The sequence below is a fragment of the Desulfobacter hydrogenophilus genome (assembly GCF_004319545.1).
GTDB classification, from domain to species: Bacteria; Desulfobacterota; Desulfobacteria; order Desulfobacterales; family Desulfobacteraceae; genus Desulfobacter; species Desulfobacter hydrogenophilus.
On the sequence record NZ_CP036313.1, the window covers coordinates 2,446,192 to 2,468,722 of the forward strand.

At 48.5% G+C, this 22,531-nt stretch carries 22 protein-coding genes; 3 read left to right on the top strand and 19 right to left on the bottom strand.

The features are described from left to right. Positions 1-5 precede the first annotated feature (5 nt). From EYB58_RS10785 to EYB58_RS10800, 4 genes are all read right to left on the bottom strand, one after another. The gene (locus EYB58_RS10785; protein ID WP_111960614.1) at positions 6-728 is read right to left on the bottom strand and encodes a hypothetical protein; all 723 of its coding nucleotides are present in this window, start codon (positions 726-728) and stop codon (positions 6-8) included. Further along, the gene (locus EYB58_RS10790; protein ID WP_242637623.1) at positions 725-1,348 is read right to left on the bottom strand and encodes an outer membrane lipoprotein carrier protein LolA; all 624 of its coding nucleotides are present in this window, start codon (positions 1,346-1,348) and stop codon (positions 725-727) included. The genes EYB58_RS10785 and EYB58_RS10790 overlap by 4 nt, the downstream gene beginning before the upstream one ends. Positions 1,349-1,353: 5 nt before the next feature. Further along, on the bottom strand, positions 1,354-2,091 hold the full coding sequence (fabG, locus tag EYB58_RS10795) for a 3-oxoacyl-ACP reductase FabG (RefSeq protein WP_111960610.1): 738 nt from the start codon (positions 2,089-2,091) through the stop codon (positions 1,354-1,356). A 70-nt stretch (positions 2,092-2,161) separates the two neighbouring features. Next, positions 2,162-2,587 carry a hotdog family protein gene (locus EYB58_RS10800; protein WP_111960608.1) on the bottom strand — a complete coding sequence of 142 codons (426 nt, stop codon included), beginning with the start codon at positions 2,585-2,587 and terminating at the stop codon, positions 2,162-2,164. 230 nt (positions 2,588-2,817) lie between these two features. Here EYB58_RS10800 and EYB58_RS10805 point away from each other — a divergent pair, with 230 nt between their 5' ends. Beyond that, positions 2,818-3,258: an MlaD family protein gene (locus tag EYB58_RS10805; protein WP_111960606.1), complete on the top strand. Its 441-nt coding sequence runs from the start codon at positions 2,818-2,820 to the stop codon at positions 3,256-3,258. Positions 3,259-3,393: 135 nt separating this feature from the next. On the opposite strand, the gene EYB58_RS10810 is transcribed toward EYB58_RS10805, so the two are convergent. The 3 genes from EYB58_RS10810 to EYB58_RS23920 form a co-directional block, all read right to left on the bottom strand. After that, positions 3,394-5,226, bottom strand: coding sequence for a 3'-5' exonuclease (locus EYB58_RS10810; RefSeq protein ID WP_242637654.1), 1,833 nt, complete (start codon positions 5,224-5,226; stop codon positions 3,394-3,396). 533 nt (positions 5,227-5,759) lie between these two features. Next, positions 5,760-6,365, bottom strand: a complete 606-nt coding sequence (locus tag EYB58_RS23915) for an IS630 family transposase (RefSeq protein ID WP_242637634.1) — start codon at positions 6,363-6,365, stop codon at positions 5,760-5,762. Continuing rightward, on the bottom strand, positions 6,278-6,781 hold the full coding sequence (locus EYB58_RS23920; RefSeq protein ID WP_242637624.1) for a helix-turn-helix domain-containing protein: 504 nt from the start codon (positions 6,779-6,781) through the stop codon (positions 6,278-6,280). Before EYB58_RS23920 ends, EYB58_RS23915 begins: the two co-directional genes overlap by 88 nt. A gap of 149 nt (positions 6,782-6,930) precedes the next feature. Between EYB58_RS23920 and EYB58_RS10820 the strand changes: the two genes are divergently transcribed. Next, the gene (locus tag EYB58_RS10820) at positions 6,931-8,268 is read left to right on the top strand and encodes an IS701 family transposase (RefSeq protein ID WP_111960851.1); all 1,338 of its coding nucleotides are present in this window, start codon (positions 6,931-6,933) and stop codon (positions 8,266-8,268) included. 41 nt (positions 8,269-8,309) lie between these two features. Continuing rightward, entirely contained in the window at positions 8,310-8,573 is a 264-nt protein-coding gene (locus tag EYB58_RS10825; RefSeq protein WP_131072048.1) for a hypothetical protein, read from the top strand. Between the two features lie 70 nt (positions 8,574-8,643). On the opposite strand, the gene EYB58_RS10830 is transcribed toward EYB58_RS10825, so the two are convergent. The 12 genes from EYB58_RS10830 to EYB58_RS10885 form a co-directional block, all read right to left on the bottom strand. Further along, a complete protein-coding gene (locus EYB58_RS10830) occupies positions 8,644-9,564 on the bottom strand; it encodes a SufB/SufD family protein (protein ID WP_111959549.1) in 921 nt (306 codons plus the stop codon). Beyond that, on the bottom strand, positions 9,545-10,306 hold the full coding sequence (locus EYB58_RS10835) for an ABC transporter ATP-binding protein (RefSeq protein WP_111959547.1): 762 nt from the start codon (positions 10,304-10,306) through the stop codon (positions 9,545-9,547). The genes EYB58_RS10830 and EYB58_RS10835 overlap by 20 nt, the downstream gene beginning before the upstream one ends. Before the next feature lie 337 nt (positions 10,307-10,643). Next, complete coding sequence (locus EYB58_RS23180) at positions 10,644-11,354, bottom strand: FmdE family protein (RefSeq protein ID WP_165477761.1); 711 nt, start codon at positions 11,352-11,354, stop codon at positions 10,644-10,646. Further along, a complete protein-coding gene (locus EYB58_RS10845) occupies positions 11,278-13,431 on the bottom strand; it encodes an ABC transporter ATP-binding protein (RefSeq protein ID WP_242637625.1) in 2,154 nt (717 codons plus the stop codon). The genes EYB58_RS23180 and EYB58_RS10845 overlap by 77 nt, the downstream gene beginning before the upstream one ends. A 3-nt stretch (positions 13,432-13,434) precedes the next feature. Next, positions 13,435-14,289 (bottom strand): ABC transporter permease, encoded by an 855-nt coding sequence (locus EYB58_RS10850; RefSeq protein WP_111959545.1) that lies wholly within the window; start codon positions 14,287-14,289, stop codon positions 13,435-13,437. Continuing rightward, entirely contained in the window at positions 14,286-15,317 is a 1,032-nt protein-coding gene (locus EYB58_RS10855) for an ABC transporter permease (protein ID WP_111959543.1), read from the bottom strand. The genes EYB58_RS10850 and EYB58_RS10855 overlap by 4 nt, the downstream gene beginning before the upstream one ends. 1 nt (position 15,318) lies before the next feature. Continuing rightward, positions 15,319-16,950, bottom strand: a complete 1,632-nt coding sequence (locus EYB58_RS10860; RefSeq protein WP_111959541.1) for an ABC transporter substrate-binding protein — start codon at positions 16,948-16,950, stop codon at positions 15,319-15,321. Continuing rightward, positions 16,940-17,854, bottom strand: a complete 915-nt coding sequence (locus tag EYB58_RS10865) for a class I SAM-dependent methyltransferase (RefSeq protein WP_111959539.1) — start codon at positions 17,852-17,854, stop codon at positions 16,940-16,942. Before EYB58_RS10865 ends, EYB58_RS10860 begins: the two co-directional genes overlap by 11 nt. Positions 17,855-17,869: 15 nt before the next feature. Continuing rightward, on the bottom strand, positions 17,870-20,026 hold the full coding sequence (locus tag EYB58_RS10870) for a TonB-dependent receptor (protein ID WP_111959537.1): 2,157 nt from the start codon (positions 20,024-20,026) through the stop codon (positions 17,870-17,872). Between the two features lie 59 nt (positions 20,027-20,085). Next, entirely contained in the window at positions 20,086-21,417 is a 1,332-nt protein-coding gene (locus EYB58_RS10875) for a tetratricopeptide repeat protein (protein ID WP_111959535.1), read from the bottom strand. An 8-nt stretch (positions 21,418-21,425) separates the two neighbouring features. After that, complete coding sequence (locus tag EYB58_RS10880) at positions 21,426-22,109, bottom strand: energy transducer TonB (protein ID WP_111959533.1); 684 nt, start codon at positions 22,107-22,109, stop codon at positions 21,426-21,428. Then, complete coding sequence (locus tag EYB58_RS10885; RefSeq protein ID WP_111959531.1) at positions 22,106-22,525, bottom strand: ExbD/TolR family protein; 420 nt, start codon at positions 22,523-22,525, stop codon at positions 22,106-22,108. Before EYB58_RS10885 ends, EYB58_RS10880 begins: the two co-directional genes overlap by 4 nt. Positions 22,526-22,531: the final 6 nt, after the last annotated feature.

Below are 22,531 nucleotides of genomic sequence, written 5' to 3' on the forward strand. Positions count from 1 at the left end.
TATTGTCACCGCAGGGGTTGGGTATCAGGGATTAAATTTGCGTCTGTCAGGGTCATGGTTAAAGTGTATCGTGATGGAAATGCCGCCGTCAAGGTTATAGACTTTGGGAAAACAGAGATCTGGTTGTTTGTGGCTGTTGGGGGGTGAGGAAATACATACTTAATACTGCGTTTGATCCGATAGTTGTGGGTTCTTAAGTTCTGGGTCCAAATACTCCTGTCCGGGGAAATAATAATATCTATTGTTTTACTGTCAGCTTCTGAAAATCTCAAAATTGTATTTTTATTTTTCAGCTTACCCCAGGCGTCAAGCCTGCCCCGGGGGCTGAAAAAAATAAGCTCAATATCCGAGATCAGACCCCGGGCAAGGGATTGGCTGTCAAAGGGGGGGATGCCCCGGTGAATTGTGAACGCTTTACTGGTATGATTGGCTTCAAAGAGAACCAGTCCTTCCAGGGTCATGATCACACAATGGATGGCGCGGTGCCGGGGATGGATATTTACAACGCCCATGAGCATGGCCGAATGGCTGCCCGGCATGGCCAACTCTATGGCGTGGACAAACTGGAACGGCTCGGTTGGGAACAGCACGTTCAACTCGCGGGAAAGGCTTTGCTCATCCGGGGCAGGGGAATGGTCCAGGGGTACAATAGGCGGTAGACCCGCGCACCCTGCGCTAATCAAAAAAATAAATACGAAGAGATATTCCCGTGTAGTTTTTTGTTTCATTTAGGGGCTGCAAACACGTCTGGGTTAATATCTTTATTGAGCTGCACCTTATCAAACCGAAGACGGGTGTAAGAGTCCTGGCTTTCGCGGATAATGACCTCTTTAAAAACGCCCGGCTGTTCGGACAGCATCAAAATGATGTCCTGGATAAAATTGGTCATGGCCTTGTCCTTTGGCACCAGGATGATTCTGCCGGGCTCCGGCGCATTTTCAATGGTCGCATCAAAAACGCTGGTGTTGAAATTTCCTTTCAGCCATTGGCTGATTTCATCCATGACAACCGTCATGGCACCCATGGCCGCCGCATTGTCCCGGACAAAGGTGTTGTCCTTGTGTATATAGCGCGAAACGCTTTTCCCCTGCATGATGAGGATGTTTTTAATGGGTTCCTGGTATTCAAATCTTAATGCGTCCGGGCTTTGAAAACGGATAATCCCTTTGGAAACCAGCGGTTTTACCAGGATTTTCATATGCTTTTCCTGGATAAAATCGGCATTGATTGACCGGATGCTGCCGGCCGACTTCTGGATATCCGCCAGGGACGTCGCGTTTGCGCCGACTGAAACCATGGCCGCCATGAGGACGGTGGCAGCAGCTCCCAGGAAAATTTTTTTTACCATGAACATTAGAACATGCCGCCGTTGACTGAGATCACTTGGCCGGTGACGTAGGATGCGTCATCGGAACACAGAAATTTTACCACCCGCGCCACCTCTTCGGGTCGGCCCACCCGCGCCATGGGAATCATGGTTTTGATATTGGTCATGGGCAAATCCTTGGTCATATCGGTTTCAATGAGCCCTGGTGCCACAACATTGATTCGGATGCCAAGCCGTGCCACTTCGGATGCTATGCTGCGGCTGGCACCGATGAGTCCTGCTTTGGCCGCACTGTAATTGGCCTGTCCCCGGTTGCCAGTCAGGCCGGACAACGATGCGATGGAGACAACAGCACCACGCTTCTGGCGAACCATTCTTTTCAGGATCGGTTTTGTCATATTGTAAAAGCCGTCAAGGCTGGTTCGGATCACCTTGTCCCAGCTGTCTTCCTTCATCATGATGAACAGGCCGTCATCAACAATCCCTGCATTGTTTACCAGTACATCAATGGTCTCGCTTCGACCCACGATATTGTCAATTGCAGCTTTGGACTGTTTCCTGTCCGTCACATCGAACTGCATGATCTCCCCTTGGGAACCGGCAGCCTGGACCTGTTCAAGGGTCTGGGCTGCACCGTCTTTGTCCGAGTGGTAATTTATAAAGATATAATACCCTTGTCCTGCAAGTTCAATGGCTATGGCCCGGCCGATTCCCCGGCTTGCACCTGTAATGACGGCGGTTTTTGTATCTATTTTTTGGGACATGGAAATACTATCCTAACGTATGATTTATTATTATTTCATCGTTTTATGATTCTTCTAAGCGGTTCGGCCTTTATGCCGACACGAGTTGTAACGTGATTTCTGCGGCAACGGTTTTATCCAATGTTATAGTTCCGGTAACTTCCCTGAAATCTCCAAAGGAGAAGCTGTTTTGGGTCCGGGTGATAAGGGTTGTCCCTACGGGAAGACTGTCCATATGGAAAACAGCGGATTTAACACCGGCAATCCATCCCATGGTGCCGTCTTCTTTCCCCCGGGTCTGCAAGCGGTTTATACTGTTGTTGATCCCGGCGGTCTGGGCAGCCAGTTCCACCATGACAATGGGGCTTGCTGATCCCGCGCAGACAAGGGGCCAGTGATCCGCTACCACGGCACTGGAAACGGTTAAAGACTCGTTCACCTCAAGAATCTGTTCAATAAGAAGCATTCGGTCCCTGTGGGGAAGAAGATCTTTAATGGGAATTTCCTTGGGATTCATCCTGTGTCCTGTATGTTAATTAGCTGCAGTTCTAAACCGCTTTTGTTAGCCTGAAAAAGGAGAAAACTATACCGACTTTTTATGTTGGTGTAAAGTTTCAAAAATGGTCCTAATCCATAATCAACGCGCCTTTCTTCGTTTTTGGTTGTTTTTCTTAATTTGATTTTGTAGGATAGCTAATTATCAATTGATTGTAATTTTCGTCCAACAAAACAATTCAAGGGGTCCTCATGTATAGAAAATCAATTTTTATTTTGACGCTGGCACTTACTTTTTGTTTAAACTGCGCTATGTTTTCGCCTAAAAATTTTTATTACGTTGTATTTGAAGATAATCCCAATGTTGAAAATACTAAAATTTATTCAAAAGGCATAGAAATCGGAAAGATTTTGGATCAAGACCTTAGCAAAGAGAATAAGCTGATTTTAACAATAGCCATAAACAGCGATTATAAAGAGTTAATTAAATCCGACACTGTTTTTTATGCGGATGAAAATTCTCTTTTACTTCAAGTGTCAGATACTGATACCCAAGTTTTACCCGAAAAATCATTTATTCTCGGATTTGCTTCGCAAACAAAACTGGTTTGGTTTAAAGCAAAAAATACGATGAAAGATTTTTCAACGGCAGCGCAAAAAGAGATTCAAAAGATAGTAGAATCGTTTAAATAAATAGGCACCTTTCTTTTACCATAGATCCAATTCCCTTTGCGTTTTTAGCATTGATATTTTGTAGTGACGACGGGTTCAGCCCAGCCTCGCAGAACAAGGTCGAAAGAGACCTGAGCCCTTGAACCGGAGAACTTTTTAATATTTCAGTTTTGAGTATAAAGTATTTTTAGAGGCTTTAACCGCGTCATTTAAAGTGTGAATCCCTTTTTTAGCAAGAAGCGGAATAAGTTTAAGAAAAATTTCGGCCGTTGCCGAGGCATCCCCCATGGCCGTGTGGCGCCCCACAATATTCACTCCGGCAAAGCTAGCGATAGCTGCCATATCATGTCTCTTGTGCATGGGATAAACTATTAAGGCCAGCAGGAGGGTATCTAAAAGAGGGCTGTCAAATTTTATTCCGGTTTCGGCCTCTTTCATAGAAAACATCTTCATGTCGAATGCCGCATTATGCGCCACCAAAACCGTATTTTTGGAAAATTGATAAAAAAGCGGCAGAACTTCTTTTATATTCGGCTTTCCTTTAACCATCTCATTATTTATGCCGTGAATTTTTTCAGATTCCAGCGGAATATTCATTTTCGGGTCTATAAGCTGGTTGAATTTTTCTCCGGTTAAAATTCTGCCGTTTACGATTCTGACCGCGCCTATCGAAATTATCTCGTCATTTTGGGTATCTAAGCCGGTTGTTTCTGTATCTAAAACCGTATAAACTATATCTTTTAAACGCATCTCATTTAATTTAGAATCGGATTTGCGCTTTGTAAAAAGATCGAAATCGAAAAAATTCGGCCTCTCGTAGGCCTCTCGTCCAATCACTATGTTGCGCAAGCCTTCCGCCTCTTTCATCTCTGCAAGCGGCATCAAAATTTTTATTCCTTTTTCGCTTTTTTCATTAAAACTTAAACTGATTTGCGCCGCATGATAATTCAAAAAATCTTTCAGCTTTAAAAATTTTTTTTCATCTTTAAAAATATCTAAATTTTTTTCAGCATCCGGAATATGAAAAAAAATCGCCAGAAAATTTTCTTCTTTAGAAAGGGTACAGTTAAACGTTCTTTTTAACGTCTTATTTTTTAGAATAGTCAAGATGGATAAGAAAGCATCAATAAAAGAGTAAGTTTCGATTCTTATCCAGTTTATATGAGATGGAAACTCAGGCTTTAACGATATGTTAAGCTTTTCTCCGGCTTTTTTTTGAACCGTTGTTATTATGTCTCTGTCTGAAACCACCAAAAACGGCAGGCGCTCTTTTATTTTTTCGATATAGTCTTGTTCGGCTTTTTTCAAATTTTCTTCTATGGAGGTAATCTCCGGCGTTACCATGTTCGTTTTTTTGATCTTATCAAGATAAGAAAGAATCTGGTTTGCGGTGCATTTGAAGATATTGTCGATTTTTGCGTAAAGCTCAAAGTCTTTTCCTATGTTATAAAAAACGACTATAAAACCGGCAAAATTGTCACGCAGATCCGTTATCGGCGAGATGTCCGCCTTTATCAAAACATTGCCGGGGCTTAGGGTTATGAAAGAAGAAGATGCCGCTTCATGTATTTTAGGCTTTTTTACGTTTATTTCATAAAGCGCATTCGTTATTATATCTTTATCGATAATATCGAAAATAGATCTGCCGATTCCGATCGTATGGTTTTGAGCCTCTATGATTTTGGCTTTTTTGTTGAAAAGATTTATCTCTCCTTCTGTGTTGCACGCGATTATCCCTTGGGGAAGCTCGTCGAAAAATGATGCGAGCATATTTTTTTCTATTTCGAGTCCGGCTCTTTTTCTGTTTATCTCTTCTTTTATATTTTTCTGCAGCGTTTCGTAATGATCTGCAAAAAGGTTGATGGCTTTTGATATAGCTATAATCTCTTTTCCGCCTTCGATATTTATTCGGTGGGAAGAATTAACTGTCGACATTACGGATATTTCATCAGGCAGTTTTGTCAAAGGAATAAAAAAAAGATTCAACACGGTATAGATCGTGAACCCAACGACCTCAAAAAAGATAAGGAAACTGATAAAAAAGTAAATCGCGTCTTCCTTTATTATTTCCGATAAAAAATTCTGGTTTATGGGGGTGAGCCTGATCCAGAAAATCGCCATAATAGAGAATAAGAAAATAAATATGAGCAGAGCAAAGAATCCAGTAAACCATAAAAATTTATTTTTTTTGTTTAACGGCATTTTTTATTTTTACATTTTTATGACGTTTAAGAAAGCGATGTTCCCTTTAATGGTTGAAATTGTTCTAACGAACAACCCTGGGCTGAGTCGGTCTATTGACACCTATATTCAACCCACAATAAATAATTGAGGTAATTCAATTGCTTATTGTCATATGAAATACTTAGAAAAGATTCTGGTAATATGTCTGGGTGCTGTCCACGTGAATGCCGCTGTCCAAGATCATTTTGTAAAGATTTTGTAGCAACACCGTTGAATCGGTGCAACCCGCCTTTAAACCTGCTGTGATAGGTAAGTACATGGACAAAAATAAATCTATGTTAAGAAAACGAAATTGTAAATTCCTTACCGACACTTGCCAATATATTATCCAACTCAGCTTTCAAAAATTTAAATCCTTTATAAGCAGATGTTGATAACCAAAAGTATTTGATATGTTTCCATAAAATTTCAATCAGATTCAACTCCGGTGAATATTTGGGGATAAAGTATAGAAAAAGTCCTCTTTCTTCCCATGTCCCAACTTGAGCTTTAAAAATGGCGCTGTGATGTATTGGAGCATTGTCCAGAACAACGATGGTTCTTTTTGTTATGGAACGTGAAAAAACATCAAAGCAGGCCACGACAATATCTGAAGTAACCGAGCAATTAAAAACGCAAGGGAAAAAGTCATTTTGCTTATTCAAAAAACCCAACACATTGATTCTTGAGGTTTTTCCGCTCGGAAGTAAAAGCTGCTCATCCGCCTCTTGCCAGGCATATGGAATCTCAGGCACGCCGGTAAAGCCAGATTCATCAAAATAATACAAGTCAATGATATTTGCCTTATCTTCATCTTTCAAGATTTCAATTTCCTTTTGCGCGTCCCTGAACTCGTTCTCATTGCGTTTGCTTTTGAGAGATTTCCGTCCTCGACACCAACGCAGTTTTTTTTTATAATTCGTTTCAGGGTTTTTACGCTGATTTTTTTACCAAACGTTCCCTCTATTTCAGTAATGGCACTTTTAAGTTGTCTTGGATTTTTCTTTACAATATCAATGACTTCATCATGTTTATCACCAGGGATCAGTGGTGTCCTTCCAGGACGTGGTTTATCAATTAAAGAGTCAAATTGATATTTTCCCCATCCATCGATCCACTTCGAAACTGTTTCCTGAGTAGTCAAACATATTTGTGAACTCTGATTGATACTATACCCAGAGTTGCTCAATCGAATTGCTTGAGCCCTAAGTTTAGTACGGTTTGACTCTTCATCCGAAAATTCAATAACTGAAGTTTCCTGAAAATTAGAATCGGTTTGAGAAAGCCTCAAGATGCAGTTGGCATGGAAATTGAGTTTCATTTTTCATGCCAAACTTAAACGGTTTGTTGAAATAACATACTGAATTTATTTAAAATAAGCGATAAATAGATCTTGGAAGGTAGGCGCTCCTATGGTATATTTTAATTGGCTAATTAATTGAAATTATACCAAAAAAGGAGCGACCTACCATGTTTATATTACGTGATTTGCTATTACCTCTGCAAGCTGTATTTTCTAATACTGTTCAGGGACAGAAACGGAAGGTCTGGTTTGTATACACGCTATTGGCTGTGTTGGTTCCATTTACATCATCAATCACCTCTAACCTGTTACGTGCCCTGCAAACTCTATTTGGTTTAAAGCTGAAAAGTCAGCGCTTTTATGCCTTCATGGCAAGCCCAACATTACCATGGAAAGGACTATGGCATACGATGTGGGGAATGATTCCGTCACCAGCTGTAAAAGAACGAATTCTGCTAGTACTGGATGATTCCATAAACCCAAAGAGTGGAAAAAAAATTTTTGGTTGCGCATATTTTCACAACCATGCCTCAAAGTCTAACCAAAGTTCGTATCCATGGTCACAGTGTATTCTGGCAGTAGGATTATTGAAAAAAATAAAATCCAGATGGGCCTGCCTGCCTCTTGATTTTCGATTTTATATGATGAAAAAGGACATTGAGGCAGAATCTGCGACTGCCACACGGAAAGGAGAGGTTCTTCATTTTGAAGACAAAATGGCACAGGCGGCCACAATGATAACGGATATTCGAAATTACTATAAGCAACCGGTGTTGATTGTGACAGATAGCTGGTTTGGCAACAATGGCCTCTGGTCCAGGTTGGATCGTAGAAATGAAGGCTCTTTCCACCTGCTTTCTCGTATGCGAACAAATATTATTCTGTATGATTTTGCACCTGTCGCTACAGGAACACCTAAGGCTGGCCGTCCACGAAAGTATGGCCTACGTTTGGGTTCTGTGGATGATTGTGCAGGGAGGTTGAAGGAGAACTCCCAGAGTTATAGGGTTTTTCTCTACGGCAAAAAAAGGGAAGTGCTGGCGTATTCACAAACCGTTATGCTGAAGACGATGAAGTGTAGGGTGCGGGTTGTCTGGGTTTATCGAAAAACACGGTACGTTGCCCTCATGACCACAGATATGAGGCTTTCGGTTGAGCAAATTATAGAATATTATGGCGCGCGCTGGAAAATTGAATCAGGATTTAAAGAAATTAAGCAGGAGATTGGCAGTTCAAAATCACAAGTTCGGAATTCGGAAGCCGTACTGAATCACCTTAACTTCTGCATGATGTCCACAACGCTGACATGGATCTATGCTGACCGGTTGGAAAATGCACCCGATCGAAGATATAAAATTCGGGGACGAGCCGGATTTGCATTTTCTGATGTGCGGCGGATAATTGCGGAGGCGGCATTGAGTTCTGATTTTTATAGTGTTTGCCCTGTGCCAGCGCAAACCCCACAAAAATCTTTCGTCAAAATCCTGCTACGCATGGTTGCATAGCAAAAAACTCGATAAATTTACAGGAAACTTTAGTTCAATAAGTGACAGCCATTTTAATGCCAATGGCTCAATTGGAGAAACAAATTTTCTACCCGTACGTTTCATCTGATATCCTTGCTATGCAAATTAAAATAACAACAATGATTTATTGCAAAGCAATAATAAAACAAGAATTATTTTTGTCCACCTACTTATTGACGTTTTGGCGTTGGAAAGCGCTTTTTACTCTGATTAATAACTTCCCATTCGATGATCTGACTATCATCTGTGAAATGGGTCAGGCATTCCGCAAGCTACTCTGTTGAGGATGATCTATTTCGGTTGTCATTGTGTTGGGGCCGGACCTGAAATAAAAGATCCGGCCGGCTCGGGCCATTACTTTAGAAAACCCCGGATGATTCTATCCACGGCTTCATCGTAAGTGAGCCCTAAACTCATCAGTTTGATCAGTTGATCGTTGGCGATTTTTCCGATGGACGCTTCATGGGTCAACTGTGCGTCCGGATGCAGGGCGCGCAGGGCCGGTACGGTTTCATTCACGCCGTTGTCCATAATGATGGCGTCACATTCAATATGGCCAAAGCTTTTGGCCCTTGCTTCCACGTTGGCGTAGAAATCCTGTTTGGAGTTCTCTTTGATTACGGACCGGGATACCAGGTTTGTCTTGCTGTCATGACCTTTGAGAATAATATTGTTTTCCGAGATGGCTATCTGGTGTCCTTCCGTCAAAATACGTTCGGTTACAAAAAGGGAACTGCCTGGGCCCAGTTCTGCTTCATTCACCCGCCTTGCCTCGTCTACGCCGCCTATTTGGGTCAGTTCCATCTCCACCACGGCATTTTCGTCCAAATATACCTTGGTGGTGGGATTCAGGCTGCGTTTGCCTTTTCCATCACCGGTGGCAACGTGTTTTTCCTGGTAGCGGATCGTGGCGTTTTTACCCACCCGGAATTCATGGATGCCTTCGTGGCCTTCATTCCCACTGCCTGCGCAATGGATGCCGCATCCGGCAACGATGGTGACATCGGCGCCTTCCCCAATAATAAAGGTGTTGTACACCACGTCATGGAGGCCAGCCTGGCTGAGTATCACCGGAATGTGTACCGATTCATTGATTACGCCCGGTTTGACGGTTACCACAATCCCGGTACCATCTTCATTGGGTTCAATATTGATATTGCCTGACACCTCACGTGATAAAAGTTTTCCGTTTTTTCGGATATTGAATGCGCCTTTGGGGATGCCATCCAGATCCGCTACAGCCTTTAACAAATTTTTATCTATAGCATTTAGCATCAATTTCTCCTTCACATAGATCTGTGTATCCGCAAACACTTAAATCGTCTAGCAGCGGCATGGCGCCTTTCAGATCACCGGTATAGGCAATCTGACCTTCTTTTATAAGCAGAAGGCAGTCTGCTGCTTCAAGAAACGCCTTGTTATGACTGACAACAATGGTTGTTGTCTCATAGTCCGTGATCTGCCGTTTTATCAGATCAACCATGGGAGCTATGGTCCAAAGATCTATGCCCGTGTCCGGCTCATCATAAATGGCCAGACCGGGATTCCGGGCAATGGTGGTGGCAAGTTCGATCTTTTTTATCTCGCCACCGGAAAGTTTGGAATCCACAGGCTTGTCAAGAAAATCCAGGGAGCAGAACCCCACCCGGGCCATGATATCCATCAGTTTTCCTTCGTCATCGGTGCCGGCGGCAATGGCCAGAAGATCCCTGAACGTCACCCCCTTGAACCGGGCGGATTGCTGAAATCCATAAGCGATCCCCTGTCTGGCCCGATCGGTGATGGTCATGTCCGTGATCTCTTTGCCATTGTATATGATCTTGCCACGGGTGTTTTTGTTAATCCCCATGATAGTTTTGGCCAAAGTGGTCTTTCCGCTGCCGTTGGGGCCGGTAATGGCGTAAAACTTACCTTTTTCAAAGGTAAAGCTGATACCGTTAAGAATGGTTTTTTCGGCGTGTCCATTTTCCGCCTCTTCATCGGGTACCGTAAAATATATATTTTTAAGTTCCAGCATCCTTTTCCTTTCTTGCTGATAATTGATTAAAAGCGAATGCGTGATTAACTTTGTTAATCTGTTTTACGCATTGGATACATCAAGAATAATGCCAAAATTATAAAAAATAAGGGTTAAAATGATTATTTGATTATAACTAATTTAAATTAAAAATAAAATATTATTTATTGTTTGAGTTAACAGGGCTTGGAACGGTGGCACATCTGTGTCAAAAAAATATTTTGAGGCAACTTTGTGTCATGATGGTGGATCAGGGATGATTTTCTGATGTTGTTTTTTAAGACGGTGTCTTCCTATTAAGCCATACCATGGACATCGCAACACAATCACATAAAATTCAAGGCGTCGTCAGGCCTGCCACCTCCCACGGGTTGCTGCCGGCTTCGCATATGGCATTGAACATGGTTTCATCCAGATTAAATTCTTTTGACGCAGACACAAATTTGTCCGGTGATGACAGATATGGGGCGGTATACAGAATAGACGCAGCCTTGGGCGTATCCTCTGGATAGAGCCCTTTGAGCGTGTTAAAATCAAAGCTGAGTGCAACCCCTTTGCCTGTTTTCTGCTTTTTATCCCAGATCAGGACCATTCCTGCCGGATTGGGGATTGATATTTTTTCTTTCTGTTCTTTGGACAAGGGTTTTACCACCAGACCTCTTTTGCCCGGGGTCTGGTCCATGACCACCTGGAGGGCGTCTTCTTTGCACCAGACCGGACTGCTGATGATTGTGTACCTCTGGCCTTTTTCCAGGGGATAGTGTTCCAGGATAAAATGGGCCATAAGATATCCCGAGGTCAGGCCGGGGCAGATGTGGTTGTGAAGTTCAGCGGATTTCAGAAAATCGTAGGGTGCGCCTTCAGCCCAGGCATTTCCCAGAGTGGCCAGGGTGAAAAGATCTTTTCCAGCGGCGTATTTATCCTTGGCATCCTTCCAGAAATTGGGGTCTGAAACAGTTTTGAGAGCAAAATCAAGGGTGTCGACGGCCCATTTTGATTGGTCTGCGCTGATGATCACGGCATTTCTGTCTGATCTTTTGAAGAGCATGATGCGCAAAGGCGCATTCTGGACCCGCTGGAAAAAGAGTAGATTGCCCTTTCCCACCATGGCCCCGGTGGTCTCCTGAACCTGTTCCAGAATGGGCAGGCTTGATTTTCCGTCCGTCATGACAGCAGTTGCGTTGGTCAGTATCAGAAAATTCGGATCTGCTTTGGTGACCTTTAGGGAGGTCATGGCCTTTTGGATCACAGGGGTAATGGACGGCATTGCTGCAAAGCCCTGGGCTGCAGTAAAAACAAAGATCAGAACTGTACCGAAGATGACAAAAGAACGTTTCATGCGAATGTTTCCTTTCCTGTAAATGGGGGGTGAGTCCCCCGGGAGTTCCGGGGGTGTATGTTTCAATGGATTGGCCGGAATCATGTAAATGATCCCGGATTTTAAATGTAACTTTAGATGGATCTGCTGATTCAAACACCTCATATCCGGCACCTTTGGCCACAATTTTTCCCTGGTTAAGCACATAGGCCCGGTCGGCAATTTTTCGCGTCAGGTGAATATTGTGGGAAATAAACAGCATGGAAAAGCCTTTTTTATGCTGAAGGCCCTTAAGCATGCGCAGCAGATGGGCTTGAGCAGACGGATCCAGCATGGCGGTAATTTCATCGGCGATGAGAAGCACAGGATCGGTCACCAGGGCTCTTGCCACACTGACACGCTGGCGCTGACCCCCGCTTAACGCATGGCAGGGCTGATTTACAAACCCCGTATCCCGGGACAGGTGTACAAGGGGCAGGGTGCCAAGGGCCTTTTCATCCCTGTCCTGTTGGGTTTTCCATCCCATGATGTCCAAAGGTTCTCGGACAGCCTCCAGGACCGTCAGCCTGGGGCTCACTGCCTGGGCCGGGTCCTGGAATACCAGCTGCATGCCGTGCATGCACGAGGTGGCACGGTTGTCCGTCAGGGGTGTTCCCTGGAAGATCACCCGGCCTTTATCCGGTATTTCCAGGGCCACCAGCAGATGAGCCAGGGTGGATTTTCCCGAGCCCGAAGGACCCACAAGCGCCACGACCTCTCCGAATTTAATCGTGATATCCGCCTGCTGAACCGCCCTGACGGCAGTGCCGTTCAGGTCAAAGGTTTTTTCAAGTCCCCGGGCCTCCAGCACCGTGGTGATACCGCCTTTATGGCAGGCTACCAGCCTGTTTTCTCCAGCCTCAATAAGGGCCGGCCGGCGGGAGCTGCAGTCCGGGCCGTGCTGGACACAGCGCGGACAAAAGGGGCAGCCGGAAACGCTGCCGGGGGATGGCGGGGTGCCGGCAATTCCCCAAAGATCCTTGTAGCCGTAAAATTCAGGACAGGCATTAATCAGTCCCCGGGTATAAGGGTGGCAAGGGTCGGCCAGCACTGCCTGGGTCGGGCCGGTCTCAATAACCTGGCCTGCGTACAGGGTAACAATATTTTTGGTCATCCGGGCAATGGCCGGCATGGCGTGGGAGATCAAAATCATGGCAAACCCCAGGTGCTGCTGGAGTGTAAGAATCAGATCCGTCATGGCAGATGCGGCTGCTGCATCCAGGGCCGTGAAGGGCTCGTCCACGATGAGCAAATCCGGACTGCAGGCAACGGCCATGGCAATAAGTACCCGCTGGCGCATGCCGCCGGAGAGCTGGTGGGCATAAGCACTTTGCCAGACCGGGTCCAGACCGGTCTGTTCAAAGAGTCTGGCGGTTTGCTGAATGGCTGCACCCCGGCCAAGGCCCAAATGCCGAATCAGGGTTTCGGCCACCTGTTCACCCACCGTAATGACCGGGTTAAACACCTCCTGGCTGTTCTGGAAAACCAGAGCAATGCGGTTCCAGCGGAATTTCGTAAGCGCTTTTTCTTTCAGCCCGGTCAGATTAACGCCGTTGAAGCGGATATCTCCTGTGATTCGGGCTGATTTGGCAAGGCCCATGACTGCCATGGCAAGGCTGGTCTTGCCGCACCCGGATTCCCCGATCAGGCCCAGGGTGCCACCCGGGGCCAAGGAGAGGCTGACCCGGTCCAGGACCGGGATTGCCATGCTGTTCTGCCTGTATTCCAGGCACAGGTCATTGATTTCCAGAATTGGTTCAGTGGTCAATGCTCAACTCCTTTTTCCCAGCCGGGGATCTGCAATTTTTTCCATGTCCCGGGAGACCAGGGCCAGACTGACCACCATCAGGGTCAGGGAAAGCCAGGGGAATACCAGCCACCACTGCCAGAACCGGGTGTAATAGATGCCTGGAAAAGAGGTGGCATGGTGAAGCATCAGGCCCCAGGATCCGGAGGTGGGATCCCCTAATCCTAAAAAGGAGAGCCCTGCCTCGGCCACAATGGCCCGGCCGGTGAGCCGGATCATGCTCACGGCGGCAAGCGGAAACACCTCGGGCAGAAAATGGCGGCGGATCAGGTAAAACGCAGATGCGCCGTTCAACTCGGCGGCCCGGATGTACTGCCGCTGTTTCAAGGCCAGCACCCTGGACCGGACAATTCTTGCCGTGTGAACCCAGGAGAAACAGGACAGCACCAGGACAATGGAAAGCAGACTGGGCCCGAAAAAGGCGGCCAGCACAATCATTACCGGCAGGTCCGGCAGCACCAGCAAAACATCCACCATGCGCATGATGATTATGTCGGTAAGCCCGCCGGCATATCCGGACACAATCCCCGCAATGCCGCCGCCCAGCCCTGCGGCCACTGCTGTGCCAAGCCCGACAATCAGGCTGATTCTGGCCCCGTGGCAGATCTGAGCCCACAGGTCCACCCCCAGTTCATCCGTACCCATAATGTGTTCCGGGCCTGGAGGGATCAGGGCCGGGCCTGACATCTGCTGATGGGAATGGGAACAGACCAGGGGAGCGGCCAGGGCCAGGAAGATGATGGCACCCAGAATAAATGCGCCGGCCCGGCCCGAAGGCGTCATTCGGGAAAAAAGCGCTGACAGGGAAGTAAAACTCATGCCTTCACCAGCCTTTGCCTCTTGACAGAGGCTTTTTTACCTACCCTGGGATCCAGCCGCCGGTAAACAAGGTCTGCCATAAAATTGGCGGACAGGACCGCCAGGGTCACCAGAAGGAATATTCCCTGGATCAAAGGATAGTCCTGGACCATGACCGATTCACGCAGCAGCTTGCCAAGTCCTGGATAGTTGAACACGTTTTCCACCAGGATGGCCCCGCCCACAAGCGCCCCAAGGCTCATAAACACCCGGGTGACAATGGGCAGCAGGGCGTTGCGCAGGGCATGGCGCCAGAATATCCTGATTTTTGTCAGCCCCTTGGCTCGGGCCGTGACCATGAAATCCTTTTCCAGCACTGTCAGAAGGCTGTTTCTGGCCAGAAGGTAAATGCCGCCCAGGCGGACCAGGGTCAGCGTTGCCACGGGCAGGGCCGCATGTTTTGCAATGTCGCCCGTTTTTTCCATGACCGTCATCTGGCCAGTGAAATGGGACATGGCCCCGGACAGGGGAAAAAGGTCCAGGGCTGCGGCAAAGATAAAAAGGATCACCAGCCCCATAAGAAAGGCCGGAATTTCGGAAATAAGGATCAGGCCGACAAATAAAAGCCGGTCGGTCCACTGGTGGCGAAATGCTGCCGACACCACGCCCAGGAATGTGCCGATGATCGTGGAAAGTGCTACGGCTGCGGTCACAAGGCCCAGGGTCCAGGGCAGCCTCCGGGCCAAAATCCCTACCACGGAACTGTTGAAATAAACCGACGCCCCAAGGTCCCCGTGGGCAAGCTTTATCAGATACCGGGCATATTGGACAGGCAGGGGATCGTCAAACCCGTACTGTTCCATATAATATGCCTTCTGGGTCTCGGTGAATTCTGGCAAATCCTCACCTTCATCCCCGGACACATGAACAAAAGGGTCCCCAGGCATCATCCGCGGCAAAAGAAAATTCAGGGTAATGATCACCCACACCGTCACCAGGTATGAAACCACCCGGCCGGATGCCGCTCCGGCGGTTTTATCTCTTTTCATATCAGCGTTGTTCATTCCAATTTAGGTAAGAAAGCTTGCCGTGCACCAAACTGTGATGGTCAAACATGAACATCCATCCGTCGTACTTGGTCGGCCGGAACACGGTGTACCCCGTGGTATAAAACAGTGGAATTTCAGGCACCTCTTCTGCGGCCATCTGCTGGATTTTTACAACCAGTTCCCGCCGTTTTTCAGGATCGGTTTGAGAACGCTGGGCTTTCAGCAACTGTGTCAGGGGCGGTGAGGCCAAGCCTGAACCGCCGGACGCCGAGGGCGAGCTGGATTGCTTAATATCCCCCGTACAATGGGCAATCAGATAATCCGGATCATTTCCCCATCCGCCGTGGCCAATGATGGCCAGGTCGTACTTCTGATTTCTGACCTGGCTGTCCCGGGTTTTCCCGTTACAGCTCTTGATACGGATCTCCACGCCCACGGCAGCCAGACGCTGTTTTAAAATTTCAGCCATCCGGACTTCGCCGCCGGCACATAAAAGATCAAAGGCAAGGGGCTTGCCGTCAGGTCCTGTCCGGATAGTGCCCCGGGTCAGGGTAAACCCAGTCTGGTCCAAAAGCTTGCCGGCCTTTTCGGGATTGAAACCATAGGATCTTACGTTTTGGGCTGCCATGACATGGTCCGGCGGCAGAATTCCGGCCCGTCCGGGCAGGGCCGCACCCCTGGCCACCTTGGCCACGAGCTCGTCAAGGTCAATGGCATAGGCAAAGGCCTGGCGGACCTGAACCATGCGAGCCGGCCCCGGCAGGTTCCGGTTAAACAGCAGCCGGTATCCCCAGAATCCCGGACTTTTCATGATCTTATGTTCGGGATTGTTTTGAAATCTGGGCAAAAGGTCCGGGGCGAGGTGGATTATGTCTATCTCGTGCTTCTGGTAGGCCAGGATGGGCTCGCTCATCGGGATAAACTCCAGCCGTTTGACCCGGACAACCGGTCCCCAGAAATCCTTAAACGCTTCAAAACGATAGGTGCCGTGTTCCCGGCCGTAGTCGGTGAGCCGGTATGGGCCTGTGCCGATAACCGCTTCGGGTTTGGTAAACGTTTTGGGGTTGTTCACCTTTTCCCATATGTGTTTGGGAATGATACGGCTGATGCCGAGGCTGTAAAGCATTGATGCGGTCGGCATCTTTAAGGTCACCTTGATCCGGCCGTCTTCAAGTATCTCAACCTGCTTGATCCGGTCAAACACATAGGACCAGGTCATGGGGAAGCGGGTGGCGTAATCCAGGGAAAAGGCCACATCTTCAGGCGTCATGGGGGTTCCGTCATGCCACTTGACCCCCTGGCGAAGTGTGAATATATAGGCCTTTCCCTGCTCTTCAACCTGCCAGGATGTGGCCAGCCAGGGGATAATCCCTTGATCGCCACGTTCCAGCAAACTGTCAAAGATCAGGCACATTTTAAATCCCCCAGGGCCCCTGGGATAATGGGCGTAGGGCGTGGGGTATCCCCAGTCGCCGCCGCCCAGGTGGATGACCTCCACCTGGGCGGACCGGAAACCGGTCGAGGTGTCGGCCTTGGGTGCCGGAACCAGAAAAAACAGGCAGAAAACCAGAGTAACCAGGCACTGGAGCCGTTTATACGTCAGCAATTTATACCTTGCCGGTTTATATGCCATCGGGCCATCCCTGGGTGGTTCTGCGGTCTTCGTGAACAGACCAGGTCATGACACCCCGGCAGACCGGGGCGGCCGGCACATATTCGCCGTTAACACACCGGGTGTCCACGTAGTCGGAAATGATCTGTTCCGCCTCCTGGGTGATCTCCATATGGGGCTGGAAAAACCGGGTGATGTGGCGAATGGTATGATCCCTGTCCCAGTTGATCTCTTTGTCCCACCAGGAAAAGGTGATGTCCGGGCGAAATCCCATGGCATAGACCAGGTTAAACGGATAAATGATATCCATGTGTCTCTGGGGCATGGGCCGGTCGAAAAATGTCTCCCACAAGGGTGTAAACTGCTGGTTCATGCCGGGACCGGAAAAGGCACTCATATAACAGTCATGGCAGGAGGCTGTCATCAGCTTCATAACGGCGTCAGGCCCGTCAATGCCCGGCGTCATGGAGGCAAAAACCAGATCAAATGCCTTTTCCCATCCCTGTTCGGCTAAATTTGTTTCCTGCCAGGTTTTCTGAACAATGGTGATGTTGTTGACCTTTTCTTGTTCAATCCTTTCAGACATGATGTCGATCATGCCGCCCGAAGGTTCAAGGGCTGTGACATGGGCACAGATTCTGGATATGGGCAGGGCCCAGGAACCCGGGCCTGCGCCAATGTCCAGGACCCGGGTTTCCGGGGTTACAATCCCTTTGTCCACAAGCTGTTTAAGGGCGGCATCCCGCCTGGCAGACGCTTTTTCCCCGCTGGTTCTCTGGGCAAAATCCTTTGCCATGTTATCCCATCTGTCCATGGCGGAGGCGCCGGGCGTCTCTGCTTTTGGCGGCTGTTCAGACCTGGACCGTCCAATGATATCCAGCCACTGGTCTTCCCAGAATGTCCGGGAATTTGCTTGTATTGCCATAACAGGTCTCCTTTTTTAAATTTTGATGCTGAATGTAATACCAAACGTCCGGTCTGTGGCGGGATAACCTGTGCTGTCATAATAGTCTTCGTCCAGCAGGTTTTTGACGTAGACATTTAGTGTGCCGTTTTTCAGCCAGCCAAGCTGTTCAAAACATTTGTACTCAACACCGATGTCCACCACACTGTGGGCGGGGATATCCACCTGGCGGAAATTCCAGACATCATCGGCAATCTCTTCGGAGATCTCGGTAGTTTCATCGCTCTGGTAGGTGTAATCCAGCATCAGGGTTGCTTTCTCGTTAAAGGCATAGCGCAATCCAATTCCGACCTGGTGCTCGGCCCGTTGGTCCAGTTCGGTTTCCCCGGCCGGTTCATCTCCCTGGTTTTCGAATTTTTGCCAGGCCCAGCTCAGATAAAAAGAGAGTTCCGGTGTAACATTGCCTGACAGCTCAAGCGTGGTGCCATGACGGTAGACTTCATCCAGGTTGATTTTATAGTCGCTGTACCGCAGCGCCCCGGCATCGGCGCTTGAATACTTGGCATAGCTGCTGTTGGTGGCGATGAAATCCTTGATGTCGTAAAACGCATATCCGGCTTTCAGGTTAATATTGCCCCAGAGCCTGCGGTTTAAAATCAGGTCATATCCCACCCCGTGTTCCGGTTCCAGGGTAATACCGGCAGGCCGTCCCTGGGGATTGTAGTCACCGTGGTAGTCCGGGGCGTGCCAGATTTTACTGATACCGGCAGATAGGGTGGTGTCCCGGAAGCAGGCGCCTAAATGGTCCATATGCCAGGTTGTCATGGATTTTGGGATGATCTGGTCAAAGTCCCGCTTCACATATTTGTCGTAATATGCATTGTGTGGCTTGCCGTTGGACCAGTTGCTGACCCAGGTATTGACATCCTCGTACCGCAGCCCCAAGGTCATGTCCACATGGGGAATAATGCCGAATTTATGCTGGACAAAAGCGCCTTTTTTGCGGACTCTTTCTGTTTTACTGTCGTCCACACCCTCGTCAAAAAGCTGGGTAAAGTCAACACCAACGGTGGTTTCACCCCCGGCCCATTTGATTTCGTCTGTGATTTTACCGCCCTGCTGCCACCAGTCCGTTTCCATGGAACTTAGTACGGTCCCTTTGGATTTATCTTTGTTGTCCACCCAGTCTAAATAGGCCCGGTCACGGGTCTCTTCCCCGTAATAAGCACCGGCGCTGAGCCGATTGATGCCCAGGGTCTGGGCGTAGTTGAAACGGTACGTCTCGGCAGTGCTGTCCCAGGTCGGGTTCTGCCAGGGATCCCAGACACTGCCCGTTACCTCGGGGTAGCTGGAATCGAAGTCTATTGCATCGTCTTTTGTCGTACCGGGATTGTTGACCGGTGAATTCCGGTCAATATCTGATAATGAGGCCGAAAAGGTGATATATCCATCTCCCGGCAGTATAAATCCCAGGCGGCCGAATCCGATGTTGGTTTCGGTTTCATTGTTGCGCAAATACCCATCCGTCATATAATTCTGGTATGCAATATCGTAAATAAATTTTTCCACCCCACCCTGGATTACGGCTGTATTGGAAAAGGTATCATATGACCGGTATCCTGTTGTATACGTCAACTCCGGCACCCGGGTATCGTATGCCTTGGGGGTCTTTGTTTTCATGTTAATGACCCCGCCGATGCTTTTGGCATCGAACAAGGCGGAATGTGGGCCGGGGAGAATTTCAACGGATTCCAGCAAAAATCCGGGCAGTTGGGCCCAATCCACAATGTTACTTGACTTCCGGCCGCCGGTTTTCTGAATGGTCACGTCGTCCATGGCCGTAACAAACCGTTTGGCGCTGAACCCGTTCAGATAAACGCTGTCCACCCCGGGGTCCAGGTCTGATGCCCCTCTGAAATCCACCATGGCATTGATTTTGATCGCATCTAAAATATAGGTGGGCTCTCCGATGAATGTGATATCTTCCAGTTCAATGGTGGTCTGGGACGGTGTTGTTTTGTACCCCTGGGCCCGGGCCTCGTCTTCCACAACCATCTCTTCTATTTCTTGAACTTTTGAGTTGGCCGTGTCTTTCTCGGCTTTTTTTTCATCTGCCTGCAACGGGCTTATACAAATGAGGATCAACATCAGGGATGCTGCAAACGTGCAGCCTTTCAGTAAGTGATTTTTCAACACTGCCTCCTTGGTTGTTTGTTGTCCGGCACATTGCTGGTCAATTGATTAGGTTAACGTTACATCCGGCTGTTTCTCTTGAGTTGTGCAATGGCAGCCAGGGCATCCTTGCGCTGGCGTTTAAATTGCGCTGCCTGTTCAAACGCGCTGCGGCTGGCAGTAAGATCGTTATACTGCCAGGCCGCATACCCGGCCATCAGCCATGCCTGTCCTTTTTGGGAACAATTTTTTAGGGCTGCGGTCCTGAACGCCTTGTCTGCAGCCTTATAATTTTTTGTTTCGTACAGGACATCTCCTTTGAGCAGCAAAAGCTCCGGATTGCCCGCCTGGGGATCAAGGCGGTTGAGCACTGCCAGGGCCTTGTCTCCCCGGCCCATCTGCCGGTAGGCACACACCAGGCGGTTTATCATCTGCCTGTTGTGATTTGGGGATACCTTTTTTCCAGCCGATTCGGTAATCAGGGTTTCATACATGCGGGCGGCCCGGGCAGGGATATTCAACTGTAAACTTAGATCTGCAAACAGTTTTTTTTCCTGCCGTGTCAGCGGGGTGACAAAGCTGTAGATAATCAGATCCTCAAAGGCGTTGGCATACTCCCCCCTGGTCAGACGGATGTGGACCAGGGCCTTCCACCACCTGGCTTCGGACGGGGCCTGCCGGCTCAGGGTACCGGCAAGGTCCAGGGCTTTGCCGGTTTCGTTAATGGTCAGGTAAACCTGAAGCAGGGCCTCCTGCCATTTGATCCGGGATTCTCCCTTTGATTGGGCAATCAGATCCCTGATCACAGGCGCGGCTTTTTTCCATTGCCGGGCCGTTACCAAGGCATTGGCATAGTTTTCCCGCCATTGCCGGGTGACCTGGTCCGGATGGGTGGAAAATAAAGACTCAAATCTGCAAATTGCGGTCTGGGTCTTTCCGTCGGTAAGCGCCATAACTGCACTGTAGTACAGGTATTTGGGATTTTGGGGGTCAGATAGTTGATAGGCGGCCCAAAATGCCTCGCCGGCCTTGGCGGTCCGGTTGGTGTCCGTATACACCTTGGCCAGGTTGACCTGGGCATCCAGGTAATTTTTGTCCAGGGATAAGGCCGTCAGATATGCCGACTCGGCATAGGTCATCTTTTTTTGCATCAAAAAGCAATTGCCCAGGGCCAGGCAGACAGTGGGATGGCTGCACGGAGCATTGCTTTCGGATTTGGTCTGGTCCGCCTGGATGAGCTTGACAGCGGCGGCATAATCATCTTTATCCATGGCTGCCCTGACCTTAATGAGCAGACGCTGAATAGACACGGGCATTTTTTGATCATCTTGGGCCAGCGTTGTTTCCAGCGGGGTGAGGCTGCCGGCTGTAAAAATCAGAATGACGATGACGGTTTTTAAAATCGGATTCATGAAACACCTTAATTCAATTTAAAACGGATGCGTGTTCTGGCCCGGGTCTTTACAAGCTCCCGGTTGACCCGGCCGGGTTTGAATCGCCAGGCAGCAACGCAATGCATCACGCTGTCATCAAATATTTTTTCAGGTTCTGCATCCAGGATTTTTATGTCCTCCACACGGCCCTGTTCATTCACCGTGAATTCCACAGATACCCAGCCTTCAATGGCCTTGGCCTTGGCCCGGAAGGGGTAAACCGGCGGAACCCTGGAAATCACCGTCAGGGGTTGATCCAGGTCTCCCGTGTCAAAAAGCGTGTCAAGAGACAGGGTGTCCAGGGATGTTGACATCACTTCGGGCACGGCAATAGTAGTCGGTCCCTGGGGCAACCGGGGATTGATTTCAAAAGGCATGGAAAGAGATCTGGTGATTTGCCGGTTCATCCTGGGTTTGACCGATTGCTTTTTGGGTTGAGCCTTGGGCGGAGGCGTCTTTTTTTTCTTTTCCGGTTCAATGATTGAGCGCCGTAGCCGGGTGAGCTGGACCTGCTGAATCATCGGGCCCACCAGCGGGACAGCCTCCTGGGGTTTCATCAGATTGGGAATAACGGAAAAAAGCAACAGATTCAGAGCCAGGGTGCCGGCCAATGCCACGGCCCAGGGCTGCCATCCACCGGCCGGCCCAAGAGGCTTCTTCATGGTTTTCATTGCCCCTCCGGAAGTGCTGCAGCCAAAGATACATTAGATGCCCCGGCCAGACGGCAGCCGTCCATGACCTGGATGGCCACGCCGGTGTCTGATTGCCGGTCCGCCACCACCACCACGGCCCCGTCGGGATTTTCGGCCAGGGCCCGTTCAGTATTGGCCCTGACCGCCCGGATATCGATCCCCCGGTGATCCATGAAGACCCGGTTCTGGCTGTCCACGGCAATGAGGATGGTGGCTTTGGATTGAGTTGTTGCTGTTGATGCTGTAGGCCGGGTGACATCAATGCCGGTTTCCTTGACAAAACTTGTGGTGACAAGGAAAAAAATCAACAGGATAAATACCATATCAATAAGCGGGGCAATGTTCAGCTCCACCGCACTTTTTTTATGTTTTCTGCTTGATGAAACGTTTAACATGGATTT